This is a genomic window from Streptomyces sp. NPDC005728 (assembly GCF_040630895.1).
Classification (GTDB): Bacteria; Actinomycetota; Actinomycetes; order Streptomycetales; family Streptomycetaceae; genus Streptomyces.
Map to the genome: position 1 here is coordinate 23626 of NZ_JBEXYL010000042.1, position 15695 is coordinate 39320.

Here is a 15695-nt window from a genome sequence, read left to right on the forward strand (position 1 = left end):
CTCGGCGGGCGGTTCGTCACACTTGGGATCCCTCGACGACGCCTCCCGTGGCGCCCGGGAGATCATCCGTGAGCAGCCGTTCCAGGGCGGCCCGGTCCGGCAGTCCCTGAGGGCGTACGACCTCGCCGCTGCGCACGTACAGGAAGGCGACCGTGACCGAGTCGGGTGGTACGCCCTGCTGCTCGGCCCAGGCCAGCCGGTAGACGGCGAGCTGGAGCGGGTCGGCGGTGCGGGTGCGGCTGGTCTTCCAGTCGACGATCTCGTAGGTCGCGGTGTCGCCGTCGCCGTTCCGGTAGACGGCGTCGATGCGGCCGCGGACGACCCGGCCGGCGAGGGTGAGCTGGAAGGGGGCCTCGGTCCGGTACGGAGTGCGGTGGGCGTACTCGGTGCGTTCGAAGGCCTCCTTGAGGTCGTCCAGATCGCGTTCGTCGGCGATCTCGGCCTCGCTGCCGGGCAGCTCGTCCGGCTCGAGCATGGGCAGCGTCAGATCCTCGAAGCGTGCCTCCACCCAGGCGTGGAATCGGGTGCCCCGGCGCGCGGCGGGTTGCGGGGGGCGCGGCATGGGGCGTGCGAGTTCCTGTGCGAGCCCGTCGGGGTCCTCGGCGAGACGCAGCAGCTGGGTTGCGGTCAGGGTGGCCGGCAGGGGGACGTCTGTGACGCTCTGCCGGGCGCGCAGCAGCTCGCCGGTGAGCGCGTCGAGGTCGCGGTCCCAGGAGGCGATGGTGCGCGTCTCCTCGGGCGTGAGGGGCTCGGGGTGCCCCGGCTCGGCGGGCTGGACGGGTTCGCTGCCGTGGGGATGCCGGGCGTGGGCGGGCGCCTGGTGGGGGACGCTCGGCCGCTCGGCGGTCCAGGAGTCCCAGTCGCCGGAACCCTCCGGGGCGGGGAAAGCCTCGTCGTACGGGGTTTCGGCATGCGGGGTCCGGTCGTACCGGGCCTCTTCGTACGTAGGCTCCTCGCCGAAGGGGTCCTGGTCGTACGGGACGCCTTCGCCGTACGGGTCCTCGTCGTCGGGCGGGGCGGACCAGTCGGGGTCCTCTCCATCGGTCGGGGCGGGCCGGACGGCATCCTCGTCGTCCGGCGGTGCGGGCCAGTCAGGGTCGTCGAAGGCGGCGGGGTCGTGGGTGGCCGGCGGGCGGCCGTCCAGGGGGGCGGCCAGCGCGTCCAGGTGGGTGAGGACGGTGTCGGCGGCCGCGCGGCGGCGGGCCAGGGCCGCGTCGTCCAGGGGCAGGGGCCACACCTGGTCGGCGGTGGCCGTGTGCAGGGCCGGGTTCTCCTCGTCCTCGGCGGGTTCGTCGGCCCACGCCTCGATCTCGCCGTACCCGGCGGCGCAGTGGTCGTGCAGGGCCTGGAGGAAGGCGGAGGGTCCGCGTGGCTTCTTCTGGCTGGGCCCCCACCAGTGGCCGGAGCCGAGGAGGAGGGAGCGGGGGCGGGTGAAGGTGACGTAGCCGAGGCGGAGTTCCTCGGTGTGCTGGTGCTCCTTCATGGCCTCGTGGAAGGCCTTCATGCCCCGGGAGTCCCAGGAGTCGGCGTCGGGCAGGGTGTCGGTGTCGCCACGCAGGGCGTGCGGCAGCACCTTGGCCTGTGCGGTCCACTTCTCGCGGCCCTGGGCGCTCGGGAAGGTTCCGTTGACGAGTCCCGGTACGGCGACGACGTCCCACTCCAGACCCTTGGACTTGTGCGCGGTGAGCACCTTCACGGTGTTCTCGCCGCCGGGCAGGGCGTTGTCGAGGCCTTTCTCGTACTGGGCGGCGGTGCGCAGGAAGCCGAGGAAGGCCAGCAGGGTGGCTTCGCCGTCGCCGGCCGCGAAGGAGGCGGCGACGTCCAGGAAGTTGGACAGCGTCTCGCGGCGGCGCGCGGCGAGCGCGTGTGGGGACGCCGACAGCTCCACCTCCAGGCCGGTGACCGCGAGGACGCGGTGCAGGACGTCCATCAGCGGGTCGGACAGGGAGCGGCGCAGGTCGCGCAGTTCGGCAGCGAGGCGGGCGAAGCGCACGCGGGCGTCCGGGGAGAACGGCAGCCCGTCGTCGTCCCCCTCGCCCTCGTTCAGCGGCGACTCCAGGAAGGTGTCCAGGGCGTCGGCGAGCGATATCACCTCGGACGGGTCGACGCCTTCGACGGCCGCGGCGAGCCTGTGGTCGGGGTCGTCGGTGTCGCCCACGCGCGCGTGGGCGACCAGCAGGCGGGCGCGGCGGCCGAGGAGGGCGAGGTCGCGGGGGCCGATGCGCCAGCGCGGGCCGGTCAGCAGGCGGACCAGGGAGGCGTTGGCTCCGGGGTCCTGGAGGACTTCGCAGACGGCGACGAGGTCGGCGATCTCGGGCAGGTGCAGCAACCCGGAGAGGCCGACGACCTCCACTGGGATGTCGCGGGCGACGAGGGCGCCCTGGATCTCCGCGAAGTCGGTCGCCGTGCGGCACAGTACGGCGATCTCGCCGGGCGCCTTGCCGGTGCGCACGAGGTGGGCGAGGGAGTCGGCGATCCAGTCGATCTCGTCGGCGTGGGTGCTCAGCAGGGCGCAGTGGACCGTGCCGTCGCGTTCGGCCCCGGGGGCCGGGCGCAGGGCTTCCACGCCCGCGTGCATGGCGCGCAGCGGCTCGGCGAGGCCGTTGGCGAGGTCGAGGAGGCGGCCGCCGCTGCGGCGGTTCTCGCTGAGCGCCTGGCGGGTGGCGGGGCGGCCGTCGGCGTGCGCGAAGTGCTCGGGGAAGTCGTCCAGGTTGGCGACGGAGGCGCCGCGCCAGCCGTAGATGGCCTGGCAGGGGTCGCCGACGGCGGTCACCGGGTGGCCCGTGCCGCCGCCGAACAGCCCGGACAGCAGGACGCGCTGGGCCACAGAGGTGTCCTGGTACTCGTCCAGGAGCACCACCCGGAACTCCTCGCGCAGGAGACGGCCCACTTCGGGGATGCCGGCGAGACGGGCGGACAGGGCGATCTGGTCGCCGAAGTCGAGGAGGTCGCGTTCGCGTTTGGCGGCCCGGTAGCGCACGACCAGGTCGGTGAGTTCGCGGCGGGCGGCGGCGGTCTCGGGGACCTTGCGCAGGTCGGCGTTGGTGAGCTTGGCGCTGTTCAGGGTGTGCAGCAGTTCCGCGTCCCAGGCACGCAGGTCCGCGGGGTCCACGAGGTGTTCGGCTAGTTCGGAGTCGAGGACGAGCAGGTCGCTGACGAGGTCGGCGAAGGAGCGGGTCAGCGCCGGGTAGGGCCCGGGAGCCTCGCGCAGTACACGCGCGGCGAGCTGGTAGCGGGTGGCGTCGGCGAGCAGCCGGGAGGTGGGCTCGAGCCCGATACGCAGGCCGTGGTCGGTCAGCAGACGGCCGGCGAAGGCGTGGTACGTCGAGATGACCGGCTCGCCGGGCGGACTGTCCGGGTCGATGACATCGGGGTCGGTGACGCCGGCCTTGATCAGTGCCTTGCGGACGCGGTCGGCGAGTTCTCCCGCGGCCTTGTTGGTGAAGGTCAGGCCGAGGACCTGTTCGGGGGCGACCTGGCCGGTGCCGACCAGCCAGACCACGCGGGCCGCCATCACGGTGGTCTTGCCCGACCCGGCTCCGGCCACGATCACCTGCGGTGCGGGCGGCGCGACGATGCAGGCCGTCTGCTCCGGCGTGAACGGGATACCGAGAAGCTCTTTGAGCTGTTCGGGGTCGGTGATACGGGCGGGCATGTCGTCAGAGGCTAGCGGCGGGTACTGACAACCGAGGACGGAACGGCCACCCGGGGAGGAATATGCGCAGGTCAGCGCCCATGGTGCCGTACGTCACCCTCGCACTCGCCGTACGTCCCCCGCACCCGCCGCAGGTCACCCCCGCACCTGCCGCAGGTCACTCGACCACCTGCCGCCCTTCGGGCCGGGCGCTGCAGGAGGCGCGGAACGCGCAGTGCGTGCAGTGCTGGCCGGCGGTCGGTGTGAACCGCTCGTCGAGAACCTTTCCGGCGGCGGTGGCCAGCAGTTCACCGACCCACTCCCCCGCCAGCGGCTCCTGCGTCTGCACCTTGGGCAGGCTGTCGCCGCCGTCCCGCTTGGCCGCGCCCTGCCTGAGGTGCACCAGTTCGGCACCGCCGGGCTCGGGGCGTGCACCGTCGAAGGCGGTGTCGACGGCACCTTCGCGGACAGCGAGCTGGTAGACGGCGAGCTGCGGATGGCGGGCCACCTCGGCGGCGCTGGGCGCCTGCTTGCCGGTCTTGAAGTCCACGACGTAGGCGCGGCCCTCGCCGTCCGCCTCTACGCGATCCATCTGGCCGCGGATGCGGACCTGGTAGTCGCCTGCTTCGAGGGTGACGTCGAAGTCCTGCTCGCTCGCCACCGGGGTGCGGCCGGTGTGGTCCAGTACGTGCCAGTTCAGGAAGCGTTCGAGCGCCGCGCGCGCGTTGTCCTGCTCCTGCGCCGACTTCCAGGGCGCGTCGAAGGCGAGCGCGTTCCACACCGACTCCAGGCGTTCCATCAGCGCGTCCAGGTCTGCGGGGGTGCGGCCGGAGGCGACCTCGTCGGCGAGGACGTGGACGACGTTGCCGAAGCCCTGGGCGGTGGTGGCGGGTGCGTCGGCCTTCACCTCGCGGCCCAGGAACCACTGCAGGGCGCATGTGTTGGCGAGCTGGTCGAGTGCGCTGCCGGAGAGCACGACGGGCTGGTCGCGGTGGCGCAGCGGCACCTTGCTCTCGGTCGGCTCGAACATGCCCCACCAGCGGTAGGGGTGCGCGGACGGCACCAGGGGGCGGCCGTCCTCGTCGGCGAGCGCGGCGAGCCTGGCCAGGCGGCGGGCGGCGGCCTCCCGCAGGGTGGCGGAGGCGCGCGGGTCGACGGTGGTGGCGCGCAGCTCGGCGACCAGCGCGGCCACCGCCAGCGGGCGGCGCGGGCGGCCGGTGACGTCCCGGGGTTCGACGCCGAGTTCGGTCAGGAAACGCGAGGGCTGGTCGCCGTCGTCCGCCGGTGCCTTCACGGCGGTGACGACGAGACGGTCACGCGCGCGCGTGGCGGCGACGTAGAACAGGCGGCGTTCCTCGGCGAGCAGCGCGCCCGGGGTGAGCGGTTCGGCGAGTCCGTCGCGGCCGATGCGGTCGGCCTCCAGGAGGGAGCCGCGGCGGCGCAGATCGGGCCACAGGCCCTCCTGCACGCCGGCGACGACGACCAGCCGCCACTCCAGGCCCTTGGCCCGGTGGGCGGTCATCAGACGAACGGCTTCGGGACGTACGGCTCGCCGGGTGAGAGTGTCGGCGGCGATGTCCTCGGCGTCGATCTCCTCCAGGAAGTTCAGCGCGCCGCGGCCTCCGGTGCGCTCCTCCGCGCGCGCGGCGGTGGCGAACAGGGCGCAGACGGCGTCGAGGTCGCGGTCCGCGTTGCGGCCGGCCGCGCCACCGCGGCGGGCCGCGCGCTCCAAGCGCGTTGGCCAGGGCGTGCCCTCCCAGAGGTCCCACAGCGCCTCCTCGGCCGTGCCACCGCCCGCGAGACGCTCGCGGGCCCTGCGCAGCAGTGCGCCGAGGCGCTGCGCGCCGCGCGCGTACGCCGGGTCGTGCGCCACCAGGCGCTCGGGTTCGGCGAGCGCCCGCGCGAGCAGTTCGTCGGACGGCGGCGGCAGCGGGTCCCCGGCGGTCCGCTCCTCCTCACGCAGGGCACGCCCGAGGCGGCGCAGGTCGGCGGTGTCCATGCCGGCCAGGGGCGAGGCGAGCAGGCTGAGGGCGGTCTCGGCGTCGAGCCAGTGCGAATCGGCGTCCTGATCGGCCGCGGACGCCTGAGGGTCGGCCGCGGGCGCCTGTTTGCCGGACTCGGCGGACGCCTGGGCGCCCGTGTCGGCAGACGCCTGGGTGCCGATGTCGGCAGACCCCTCCGCGCCGGACTCGACGAGCCCCTGGGTACCGGCATCAGCAGAAGCCGGATCGTCGGCGTCGGCAAGCGCCTGGACGCCCGTCTCGGCGTCCGACGGCTCCTCTGCTTCGCCGGTGGCTTCCGCGCCCGGACGTCGACCTGCCTCCGCCGTGGCCACCGCTCTGAGTGCCGTCAGCAGGGGCGCCACCGCGGGCTCGTGGCGCAGGGGCAGGTCGTCGCCGTCGATGTCCAGGGGGACGCCGGCGGCGGTGAGGGCGCGGCGGAGCGTCGGGATGGTGCGGGAGCCGGCACGCACGAGGACGGCCATGTCGCTCCAGGGGACGCCGTCCTCCAGGTGCGCGCGACGCAGGATGTCGGCGATGTTGTCCAGTTCCGTACCGGGTGTCGGGTAGGTGTAGACCTCGACGCGACCGCCGTCGCGGACGGCTGTCGGCTCTCGGTGGGCACGCACCCTCTCGGCGGGCAGCCGGGGCAGCGGCATCCGCTGGGTGATCAGGCGGGTCGCGGCCAGCAGAGCGGCTCCGGAGCGGCGGGAGGTGCGCAGCACTTCGACGGGGGCCGGGCGGCCGTCCGCGCGCGGGAAGGCTGCCGGGAAGTCCAGGATGCCGTTCACATCGGCGCCCCGGAACGTGTAGATCGACTGGTCGGGGTCGCCGAGGGCGACCAGGGTGCGCCCGCCGCCGGCCAGGGCGTGCAGGAGCCGTACCTGGGCGGGGTCGGTGTCCTGGTACTCGTCGACGTACACGGCGTCGTACCGCGCGGCGAGCTGTGCTGCGACCTCGGGGCGGTGGGCGAGCAGCACCGCGCGGTGGACCAGTTCGGCGTAGTCGATGACGCCCTGAAGGTCGAGGACGTCGAGGTACTCGGCGAGGAAGGCGGCGGCCGCGCGCCAGTCGGGGCGGCCGATGCGGCGTGCGAAGGCGTCCAGGGCGCCGGGGCCGAGGCCCAGCTCGCGGCTGCGGGCGAGGACGGCGCGGACCTCGTCGGCGAAGCCGCGCGTGGTCAGGCAGGCGCGCAGCTCGTCGGGCCAGCGCACAGGGTGGAGGCCGAGCCGCTCCAGCTCGGGCTGCCCGGCGAGCAGCTCGCGGACGGTCACGTCCTGCTCGGGGCCGGACAGCAGGCGCAGTGGCTCCACGAACATGCCGCTGTCCTGGTGGGCGCGGACCAGGGCGTAGCAGTACGAGTGGAAGGTGGTCGCCCGGGGCGCGCGGGCCGCACCGATGCGCAGGGCCAAGCGGTCACGCAGGTCGACGGCGGCCTTGCGGCTGAACGTCAGCACCAGGATGCGTTCGGGGTCCCCGCCCCGGGCGATGCGCGCGGCCACGGACTCGACCAGAGTGGTGGTCTTGCCCGTGCCGGGACCTGCGAGAACGAGCAGTGGACCGGCACGGTGATCAACCACGGCGCGCTGTGCCGCGTCCAGACGAGGGGGATCCACCTCGGCCGGCGGGGTACGGACCAGTCGGTAAGCGCCACGGTTCCCCTGCCGCACCGGGGGGTGCGGCAGGCGCCTGGTGGAGGAAGAGGAGCTCACGTGGTTCGCCGGTCCTGGTGGTTGTACTGGTGGGCAGGCGGTCACGCGTTCGAGGCGGTGGCCGCGGGGTGAGAGGCACACGTCCAGCCGACGCTACGCCGCCGCCCCGGACGGAAGCAGGGCTTCCGCTTCTTCCCTCGCGGTTCTCGTGGCCCTCGCGTCACGTGGGTCCCTCACCTCACGAACGTACGTCATGCCACGGACGTCCCCCGTGTCCCTCGTACGGGCCACAGGTTCCCCTCGAGGGCATCCGATGGCGGAAGCTGTCAGGTGTGACCGTCCGCAACCGTGCCGCCGTCCCATCGCGCCCGTCTCATGTCGAGCCGCGGCAGATGCCCCTCGGCGTTCCTGCCCGCCTCCTTCAGCGGCGTGCCTTCCGCGCGGTAGTGGTCGAGCGCACCAAGTTCGTGGCCGGGCAGCAACACACCGTCGGCCCGTACCACGCGCCACCAGGCGACGGCGCCCCCGTAGAGGGCCATCACCCGGCCGACCTGGCGTGGTCCGCCCTCCTCGAGCCACTCGGCGACGTCGCCGTACGTCATGACCCGCCCGGGCGGGATCCGCTCGGCGACGTCGAGGACCCGCTCGGCGTACTCCGGCAGCGCGTCCCCGTACCCCTCTCGGGTGTCCTCGGCAGGGCTCTGCTCGCTCATTCGACCCATCCTGCCGCACCCCACCGACAACGGGGCACGGAAGTCCGGCAACGGTCCCCTCGCCCTCGGGCGGCGCTTCCGGCAGACTGTCCGCCCGTCCATCCGCACCCTGATGCCCGCGTGTGCCGGTGGAGCATGCCACCATCGTGCGGGCGGTGACTGGTGATACGAGACCAAGAAGAGACCATGAAGCAGCAGGGTGTGCACCCCGAAGGCGCGGAGGGCACCCCTGACGTTTCCGCGCGTCCCGACACCGCCCGTTCCGGCCAGGACGACACCGGTGCGACGGACCGAGACGACACCGGTTCCGCGCGCAAGGACGGGGACGACACCGGTGCGGCACGTAAGGACGACGGTGCGCCCGAGGGCGCCACGCGCGCGCGTGGCGAGGACACCGACGCCGCCGAGCGGGCGCACATCTCCGGGAACTCCCGCCGCGGCGAGGACCCGGGCGGGTGCGACGACGATCCTCACCCGGAGGAGGTCGAGGGCGACGAACCACTGCTCCCCGCGCGCGTGCACCGCCCGTCCGACCTCATGCGGCTGCTGGTGGGCGTACTCGCCATCGTCGTGCTGCTCGCGATCGCCGCGTTCGCGCACGGCACCACCTCCGGCCTCGAACAGGACATCAACAAGGGCACCGGGCAGGCCCCCGACCTGCTGATCAGGATCGCGGGGCTGGCGTCCAGCATCGCGATCCTGCTGGTCCCGGTCGCCTTCGCGATCGAGCGGCTGATCAAACGGGACGGACTGCGGATCGCCGACGGCGTCCTCGCGGCCGTCCTCGCGCACGGAGTGACCCTCGCCACCGACCTGTGGGTCGCACGAGCCGCCCCGGACTCCATCCAGGAGGCGCTCACCCAGCCCTCACCTGGCGACATCCACGCACTGACCGACCCGGTGCACGGCTATCTCGCGCCCGTGATCGCCTATATGACGGCCGTCGGCATGTCCCGCAGACCCCGCTGGCGCGCGGTGCTGTGGATCGTGCTGCTGCTCGACGCGTTCTCGATGCTGGTCACCGGCTACACGACCCCGTTCTCGATCATCCTCACGGTGCTGATCGGCTGGACCGTCGCCTACGGCACGCTGTACGCGGTCGGCTCGCCCAACGTCCGTCCCACCGGGCAGACCCTGCTGGCCGGCCTCAGGCACGTCGGCTTCCACCCCGTCGGCGCGGCCCGCGAGGAGGCCGTGGAGACGGAGAACGGCGACCGCGGACGGCGCTACTTCGTCACCCTGGAGGACGGCCCGCCGCTGGACGTCACGGTCGTCGACCGGGAGCAGCAGGCCCAGGGCTTCTTCTACCGCGCATGGCGCAACCTGACCCTGCGCGGCTTCGCCACCCGATCCAGCCTCCAGTCGCTGCGCCAGGCGCTGGAGCAGGAGGCGCTGCTCGCCTACGCAGCGATCGCGGCGGGCGCCAACGCGCCCAAGCTGATCGCCACCTCCGAACTCGGCCCGGACGCGGTCATGCTCGTCTACGAGCACACCGGCGGGCGCACGCTGGACTCACTGCCGGACGACGAGATCACCGACGAGCTGCTGCGCCACACCTGGCACCAGGTGCAGGCCTTGCAGTCCCGGCGCATCGCGCACCGCAGGCTGGCCGGTGACGCGATTCTGGTGGATCGTTCCGGCAGAGTGATCCTCACCGAGCTGCGCGGCGGCGAGATCGCGGCCGGCGAGCTGCTGCTGCGCATGGACGTCGCCCAGCTGGTCACCACGCTCGGCCTGCGGGTGGGCGCCGAGCGGGCCGTGGCCTCGGCCGTCGGTGTGCTCGGCCCCGACGCGGTCGCCGACTGCCTGCCGATGCTGCAGCCCATCGCGCTGACCCGCTCCACGCGCGCGACGCTGCGCCGGCTGGCCCGGGAGCGGGCGCAGCGCGAGCGCGAGGCGGTGCTGGAGGCGTCCCGGCTGGCCAAGCAGGCCCGGCTGGCGGAGACCTCCGACACGGCGGGGACCGCGCTCGAAAAACGCGACAAGAAGACGGTGCGTGCCGAGCAGCGGGCCGAGAAGCGGGCCCTGGACGAAGCCCTCGATGAGGCCCGCGAGGAGGACCTGCTCACGCAGATCCGGCACGAGGTGCTGCGGATCCGGCCCCAGGCCCCCGTGGAACCTGCCCGCCTGGAGCGGGTGCGGCCGCGCACGCTCATCAGCTTCATCGCCGGTGCCATCGGTGCGTACTTCCTGCTGACCCAGCTCACCCACATCGAGTTCGGTCCGCTGGTCGCCAACGCCCAGTGGGGCTGGGTGCTCGCCGCGGTGCTGTTCTCCGCGCTCAGTTACGTGGCCGCCGCGATGGCGTTGCTGGGGTTCGTTCCGGAGCGCGTGCCGTTCCTGAGAACGGTGGGCGCCCAGGTCGCCGGGTCCTTCGTGAAGATCGTGGCGCCGGCGGCCGTCGGCGGTGTCGCCCTGAACACGCGCTTCCTTCAGCGCCAGGGCGTGCGCCCGGGGCTCGCGGTGGCGAGCGTCGGCGCGTCGCAGCTCTTCGGGCTGGGCTGCCACATCCTGATGCTGCTGTCCTTCGGCTATCTGACCGGCACCGAGAAGACACCGTCGCTGTCGCCGTCCCGGACGGTCATCGCGGGTCTGCTGACCGTGGCGGTACTGGTGCTCGTGGTGACCTCCGTGCCGTTCCTGCGGAAATTCGTCGTCACGCGCGTGAGGTCGCTGTTCGCCGGTGTCGTGCCGCGCATGCTGGACGTGCTCCAGCGGCCGCAGAAGCTCGTCACCGGCATCGGTGGCATGCTGCTGCTGACCTTCTGCTTCGTGATGTGCCTGGACGCGTCCATCCGCGCGTTCGGCGACAACTCGACCTCGCTGAGCATCGCCAGTGTCGCCGTGGTCTTCCTCGCCGGAAACGCGCTCGGCTCCGCGGCGCCCACCCCGGGCGGCGTGGGCGCGGTCGAGGCGAGCCTGACGCTCGGCCTGATCGCCGTCGGCCTCCCCAAGGAGGTCGCCGCGCCGGCCGTCCTGCTGTTCCGGCTGCTGACGCTGTGGCTGCCGGTGCTGCCGGGCTGGCTCGCCTTCAACCAGCTCACACGCAAGGGCGCTCTGTAGGGGCGCCGCCCGGAGCGGGCCTGCACAGCAGGTCCTGGGGGCGTACCTCGTACGGCCCGCGCCCCGCGCGCCCCGGCGCGCACGCCCCCAGGATGGAAACATGGCCAACCCTTCCCGGCTGCGTGCCGCCGCCCTGACCACCAGCGCCGTGCTGCTGGCCGCCCTGCTGGCCGGATGCAGCGAGAGCGCCAAGGGCGGGGACCTGACGGCGCAGAAGCTGGACTGGACGGACTGCCCGGCCCCATCCGAGGCGGAGGGCGGCGGCACCTCCCCGTCCCCGCTGCCGAACGGCTCCAAGTGGCAGTGCGCCACCATGAAGGCGCCCCTGGACTGGAGCGATCCCAAGGGCGACACCATCGACATCGCGTTGATCCGTGCCAAGGCCAGCGGCGACCCGGGCAAACGGATCGGCTCCCTCATCTTCAACTTCGGCGGCCCCGGCGGCAGCGGGGTCACCACCCTGCCCGCGTTCGGCGCGGACTACGCCGCCCTGAACACCCGCTACGACCTGGTGAGCTTCGACCCGCGCGGGGTCGGCCGCAGCGCGCCCGTGAAGTGCGAGAGCAACGCCCAGCTCGACGATTACTTCCAGCAGGACGCGACACCCGACAACAGCACGGAGGAGACCCAACTGCTCGACCGCACCAAACAGTTCAACAATGCCTGCGAGAAAAACTCCGCGAAGATCCTGCCGCATGTGCGCACCACGGACGCGGCCCGCGACATGGACCTGATGCGCCAGGTCCTCGGCGACGACAAGCTGCACTACTTCGGCATCTCCTACGGCACCGAACTCGGCGGCGTCTACGCCCACCTGTTCCCCAAGAACGTCGGCCGGGCCGTCTTCGACGCGGTCGTCGACCCCACCCAGACCCCCGAACAGAGCGCGCTCGGACAGGCCAGGGGCTTCCAGCTCGCGCTCGACAACTTCGCCGAGGACTGCACCTCGAAGACGGAGGACTGTCCGATCGGCGACACCGCGCAGGACGTCAAGGACCGCATCGCCAAACTTCTGAGCGACCTGGAGAAGAAGCCGATCCCCGGCATCCTCCCGCGGCAGCTGACGCAGACCGCTGCGACCAACGGCATCGCGCAGTCCCTGTACTCCAAGGACTTCTGGGAGTACCTCACCGAGGGGCTCCAGCAGGCGTACGAAGGGGACGGCAGGATCCTCATGCTGCTGTCCGACTCGATGAACGGGCGCAGCGAGAACGGCGAGTACAGCAACATCACCTCGGCCAACATCGCCATCAACTGCTCCGACGAGAAACCCCGGTACACCGCGGACTACGTGCAGCAGAAGCTGCCCGACTTCCGCGCCGCCTCCCCGGTGTTCGGGGACTACCTGGCCTGGGGCATGGCCAGCTGCACCGACTGGGCGGTGCCCGGTGCCGCCGACCATCCCGATGTCAGCGCGCCCGGATCGGCGCCCATCCTCGTCGTCGGCAACACCGGTGACCCCGCGACCCCGTACGAGGGCGCGAAGAAGATGGTGGACGCCCTCGGCAAGGGCGTCGCCGTGGAGCTGACGTACAAGGGCCAGGGGCACGGGGCGTACGACAGCAAGAACAAGTGCGTGCAGAGCGCGGTGAACGGCTACCTGCTCGACGGGACGGTGCCGAAGGCCGGCACAGTCTGCTCCTAGACTCCGGGAATCCTTGGCAGGAGCTCCGGGAATCCTTGGAAAATTGCAGGTCAGAACGTTATCCACAGGCTGTCACGGACTGAGCCCGCTCCGCCTACCATGACCTGAACGCCTTCCGCGGCACGATGCGGAGGGCCTGCTAGGGGGGTGCTCATGGTGCGATTCCTGCGGTGGACCGCCGGCGTGGCCGCAGCGCTGCTGGTGGCCGGATGCGGCGGCGGCTCGTCGGGCGGGGGCCAGGACGAGGGCAAGGGGACAGGCCCGTCCGAGAAGACCGGTCCGGCTCCCGCATCGGCGTCACCCTCCGCGGCGGACCTCCCCTCCTCGCTCACCTCGCAGCAGCTCGACTGGCAGCACTGCAAGGCCACCGGGGACTCCGCGATGCCGAGCGACGACTGGCGGTGCGCCACGCTCAAGGTGCCGCTGGACTGGTCGAAGCCGGGCGGTCCGACGATCGACCTCGCCCTCATCCGTGCACGGGCGACGGGAAGCGGCCGGATCGGCTCGCTGCTGTTCAACTTCGGCGGTCCCGGCGGCTCGGGCGTGTCGATGATGCCGTACTACGGGGCCACCGTCTCCAAGCTGCGCGAACGCTACGACCTGGTGAGCTGGGACCCGCGCGGGGTCGGCGCCAGCGAGGGCGTCCGCTGCCGCGGAGACCGGGACATCGAGGTCGCCGAGGACGTGGACGCGACTCCGGACACCCCGGCCGAGGAGAAGGCGTATCTGCGGGACGCCACCGACTTCGGCAAGGGATGCCAGAAGGCCGCCGGCCGGCTGCTGGCGCACGTCTCCACGACCGACACCGCACGCGACATGGACCTGATCCGCCAGGTGCTCGGCGACCGGACGATGCACTACTTCGGCATCTCCTACGGCACCGAACTGGGCGGCGTGTACGCCCACCTGTTCCCGAAGCGGGTCGGCCGGCTGATCCTCGACGCGGTGGTCGACCCGACCGCGGACACGGTGGGCCACGCCGAGAACCAGGCCCGCGGTTTCCAGCGAGCCCTGGACGACTACCTGAAATCCACCGGCCAGGAACCGAAGCAGGGTTCGCAGAAGATCGTGGACCTGCTCCGGCGGATCGACGCGAAGCCGCTGCCCACGTCGTCCGGGCGGAAGCTGACCCAGACACTGGCGGTCACCGGCATCGTGCTGCCGCTCTACAGCGAGGCCGGATGGCCACGGCTGACGAGTGCGCTCAACTCGGCGGAGAAGGACGACGGTTCGGAGCTGCTGGCGCTCGCGGACGACTACAACGAGCGCAACGCCTCGGGGCACTACGGCACGACGAGCCACGCCCAACGGGTCATATCGTGCCTGGACGACAGGCAGCGGCCCACGCTCGCGCAGACGAAGAAGCGGCTGCCCGGCTTCGAGCAGATCTCCCCGGTCTTCGGCGACTTTCTGGGCTGGGACATGGCCGGCTGGTGCCACGACTGGCCGGTGCCGGGCCAGTACGACACCCCCGAGGTCAGCGCACCTGGTGCGGCACCGATCCTGCTCGTCGGCAACACCGGGGACCCGGCGACGCCGTACGAGGGTGCCCGCAGGATGGCCGACGAACTGGGCAAGGGCGTCGGCATCGAACTGACCTGGAAGGGCGAGGGCCACGGGGCGTACGGCAACGGGAGCGCCTGCGTCGACTCGACGGTGAACGCCTACCTGCTGCAGGGGACCGTGCCGAAGGACGGCAAGGTCTGCTCGTAGAGCAGGCAACGCAAAGGGGCCCGGCACGCGTGGTGCCGAGCCCCTCCGGGACCGTGGAAGGCGTACGCCTAGTAGACCGGCTTGTCCGGCTCGATCTGGTTGACCCAGCCGATGACGCCGCCGCCGACGTGGACGGCGTCCGAGAAGCCCGCGGACTTCAGGACGGCGAGGACCTCCGCACTGCGGACACCCGTCTTGCAGTGCAGGACGATCTTCTTGTCCTGCGGAAGGCTCTCGAGGGCGGTGCCCATGAGGAACTCGTTCTTCGGGATCAGCTTGGCGCCGGGGATCGAGACGATCTCGTACTCGTTGATCTCGCGGACGTCGATGATCTCGATGTTCTCGCCGTCGTCGATCCACTCCTTGAGCTGCTTCGGAGTGATCGTCGAGCCGGCGGCCGCCTCCTGTGCCTCCTCGGAGACGACACCGCAGAAGGCCTCGTAGTCGATGAGCTCGGTGACGGTCGGATTCTCGCCGCACACCGCGCAGTCGGGGTCCTTGCGGACCTTGACCTGGCGGTACTGCATCTCCAGGGCGTCGTAGATCATCAGGCGGCCGACCAGGGGCTCACCGGTGCCGGTGAGGACCTTGATCGCCTCGGTGACCTGGATGGAGCCGATGGACGCGCACAGCACGCCCAGCACGCCGCCCTCGGCGCAGGAGGGGACCATGCCCGGCGGCGGGGGCTCCGGGTAGAGGCAGCGGTAGCAGGGGCCGTACTCGGACCAGAAGACCGAGGCCTGCCCGTCGAAGCGGTAGATCGAGCCCCACACGTACGGCTTGTTCAGCAGTACACAAGCGTCGTTGACCAGGTAGCGGGTCGCGAAGTTGTCCGTGCCGTCGACGATCAGGTCGTACTGGCTGAAGATGTCCATCACGTTGTCGGCTTCGAGCCGCTCCTCGTGAAGGATCACGTTCACGTACGGGTTGATGCCGAGGACGGAGTCGCGCGCGGACTCGGCCTTGGAGCGGCCGATGTCGGCCTGGCTGTGGATGATCTGGCGCTGCAGGTTCGACTCGTCGACCTCGTCGAACTCCACGATGCCGAGCGTGCCGACGCCCGCCGCGGCCAGGTACATCAGCGCGGGCGAGCCCAGGCCGCCGGCGCCCACACAGAGCACCTTGGCGTTCTTCAGCCGCTTCTGCCCGTCCATCCCGACATCGGGGATGATCAGGTGGCGGGAGTACCTGCGGACCTCGTCTACGGTGAGCTCAGAGGCTGGCTCGACCAGGGGTGGCAGCGACACGGGGACTCCGTTGGTCGGTCAATCACTA

7 protein-coding genes are annotated in these 15695 nt (G+C 71.9%); 3 read left to right on the top strand and 4 right to left on the bottom strand.

Features of this window, described 5'->3' with window-relative positions:
• Window positions 1–16: 16 nt before the first annotated feature.
• The 3 genes from ABZ471_RS26265 to ABZ471_RS26275 form a co-directional block, all read right to left on the bottom strand.
• On the bottom strand, window positions 17–3655 hold the full coding sequence (locus tag ABZ471_RS26265; RefSeq protein ID WP_359069481.1) for a UvrD-helicase domain-containing protein: 3639 nt from the start codon (window positions 3653–3655) through the stop codon (window positions 17–19).
• A gap of 157 nt (window positions 3656–3812) precedes the next feature.
• On the bottom strand, window positions 3813–7346 hold the full coding sequence (locus tag ABZ471_RS26270) for an ATP-dependent DNA helicase (protein WP_359069483.1): 3534 nt from the start codon (window positions 7344–7346) through the stop codon (window positions 3813–3815).
• A 266-nt stretch (window positions 7347–7612) separates the two neighbouring features.
• Window positions 7613–7999 (bottom strand): MGMT family protein, encoded by a 387-nt coding sequence (locus ABZ471_RS26275; protein WP_359069485.1) that lies wholly within the window; start codon window positions 7997–7999, stop codon window positions 7613–7615.
• Window positions 8000–8185: 186 nt separating this feature from the next.
• On the opposite strand from ABZ471_RS26275, the gene ABZ471_RS26280 reads away from it, so the two are divergent.
• The 3 genes from ABZ471_RS26280 (at window position 8186) to ABZ471_RS26290 (ending at window position 14420) form a co-directional block, all read left to right on the top strand.
• Entirely contained in the window at window positions 8186–11062 is a 2877-nt protein-coding gene (locus ABZ471_RS26280; protein WP_359069486.1) for a lysylphosphatidylglycerol synthase domain-containing protein, read from the top strand.
• 100 nt (window positions 11063–11162) lie between these two features.
• Window positions 11163–12707, top strand: coding sequence for an alpha/beta hydrolase (locus tag ABZ471_RS26285; RefSeq protein WP_359069488.1), 1545 nt, complete (start codon window positions 11163–11165; stop codon window positions 12705–12707).
• Between the two features lie 153 nt (window positions 12708–12860).
• The gene (locus ABZ471_RS26290; RefSeq protein WP_359069490.1) at window positions 12861–14420 is read left to right on the top strand and encodes an alpha/beta hydrolase; all 1560 of its coding nucleotides are present in this window, start codon (window positions 12861–12863) and stop codon (window positions 14418–14420) included.
• A 68-nt stretch (window positions 14421–14488) separates the two neighbouring features.
• On the opposite strand, the gene moeZ is transcribed toward ABZ471_RS26290, so the two are convergent.
• Window positions 14489–15667: an adenylyltransferase/sulfurtransferase MoeZ gene (gene moeZ / locus ABZ471_RS26295; RefSeq protein WP_359069492.1), complete on the bottom strand. Its 1179-nt coding sequence runs from the start codon at window positions 15665–15667 to the stop codon at window positions 14489–14491.
• Between the last annotated feature and the right edge of the window lie 28 nt (window positions 15668–15695).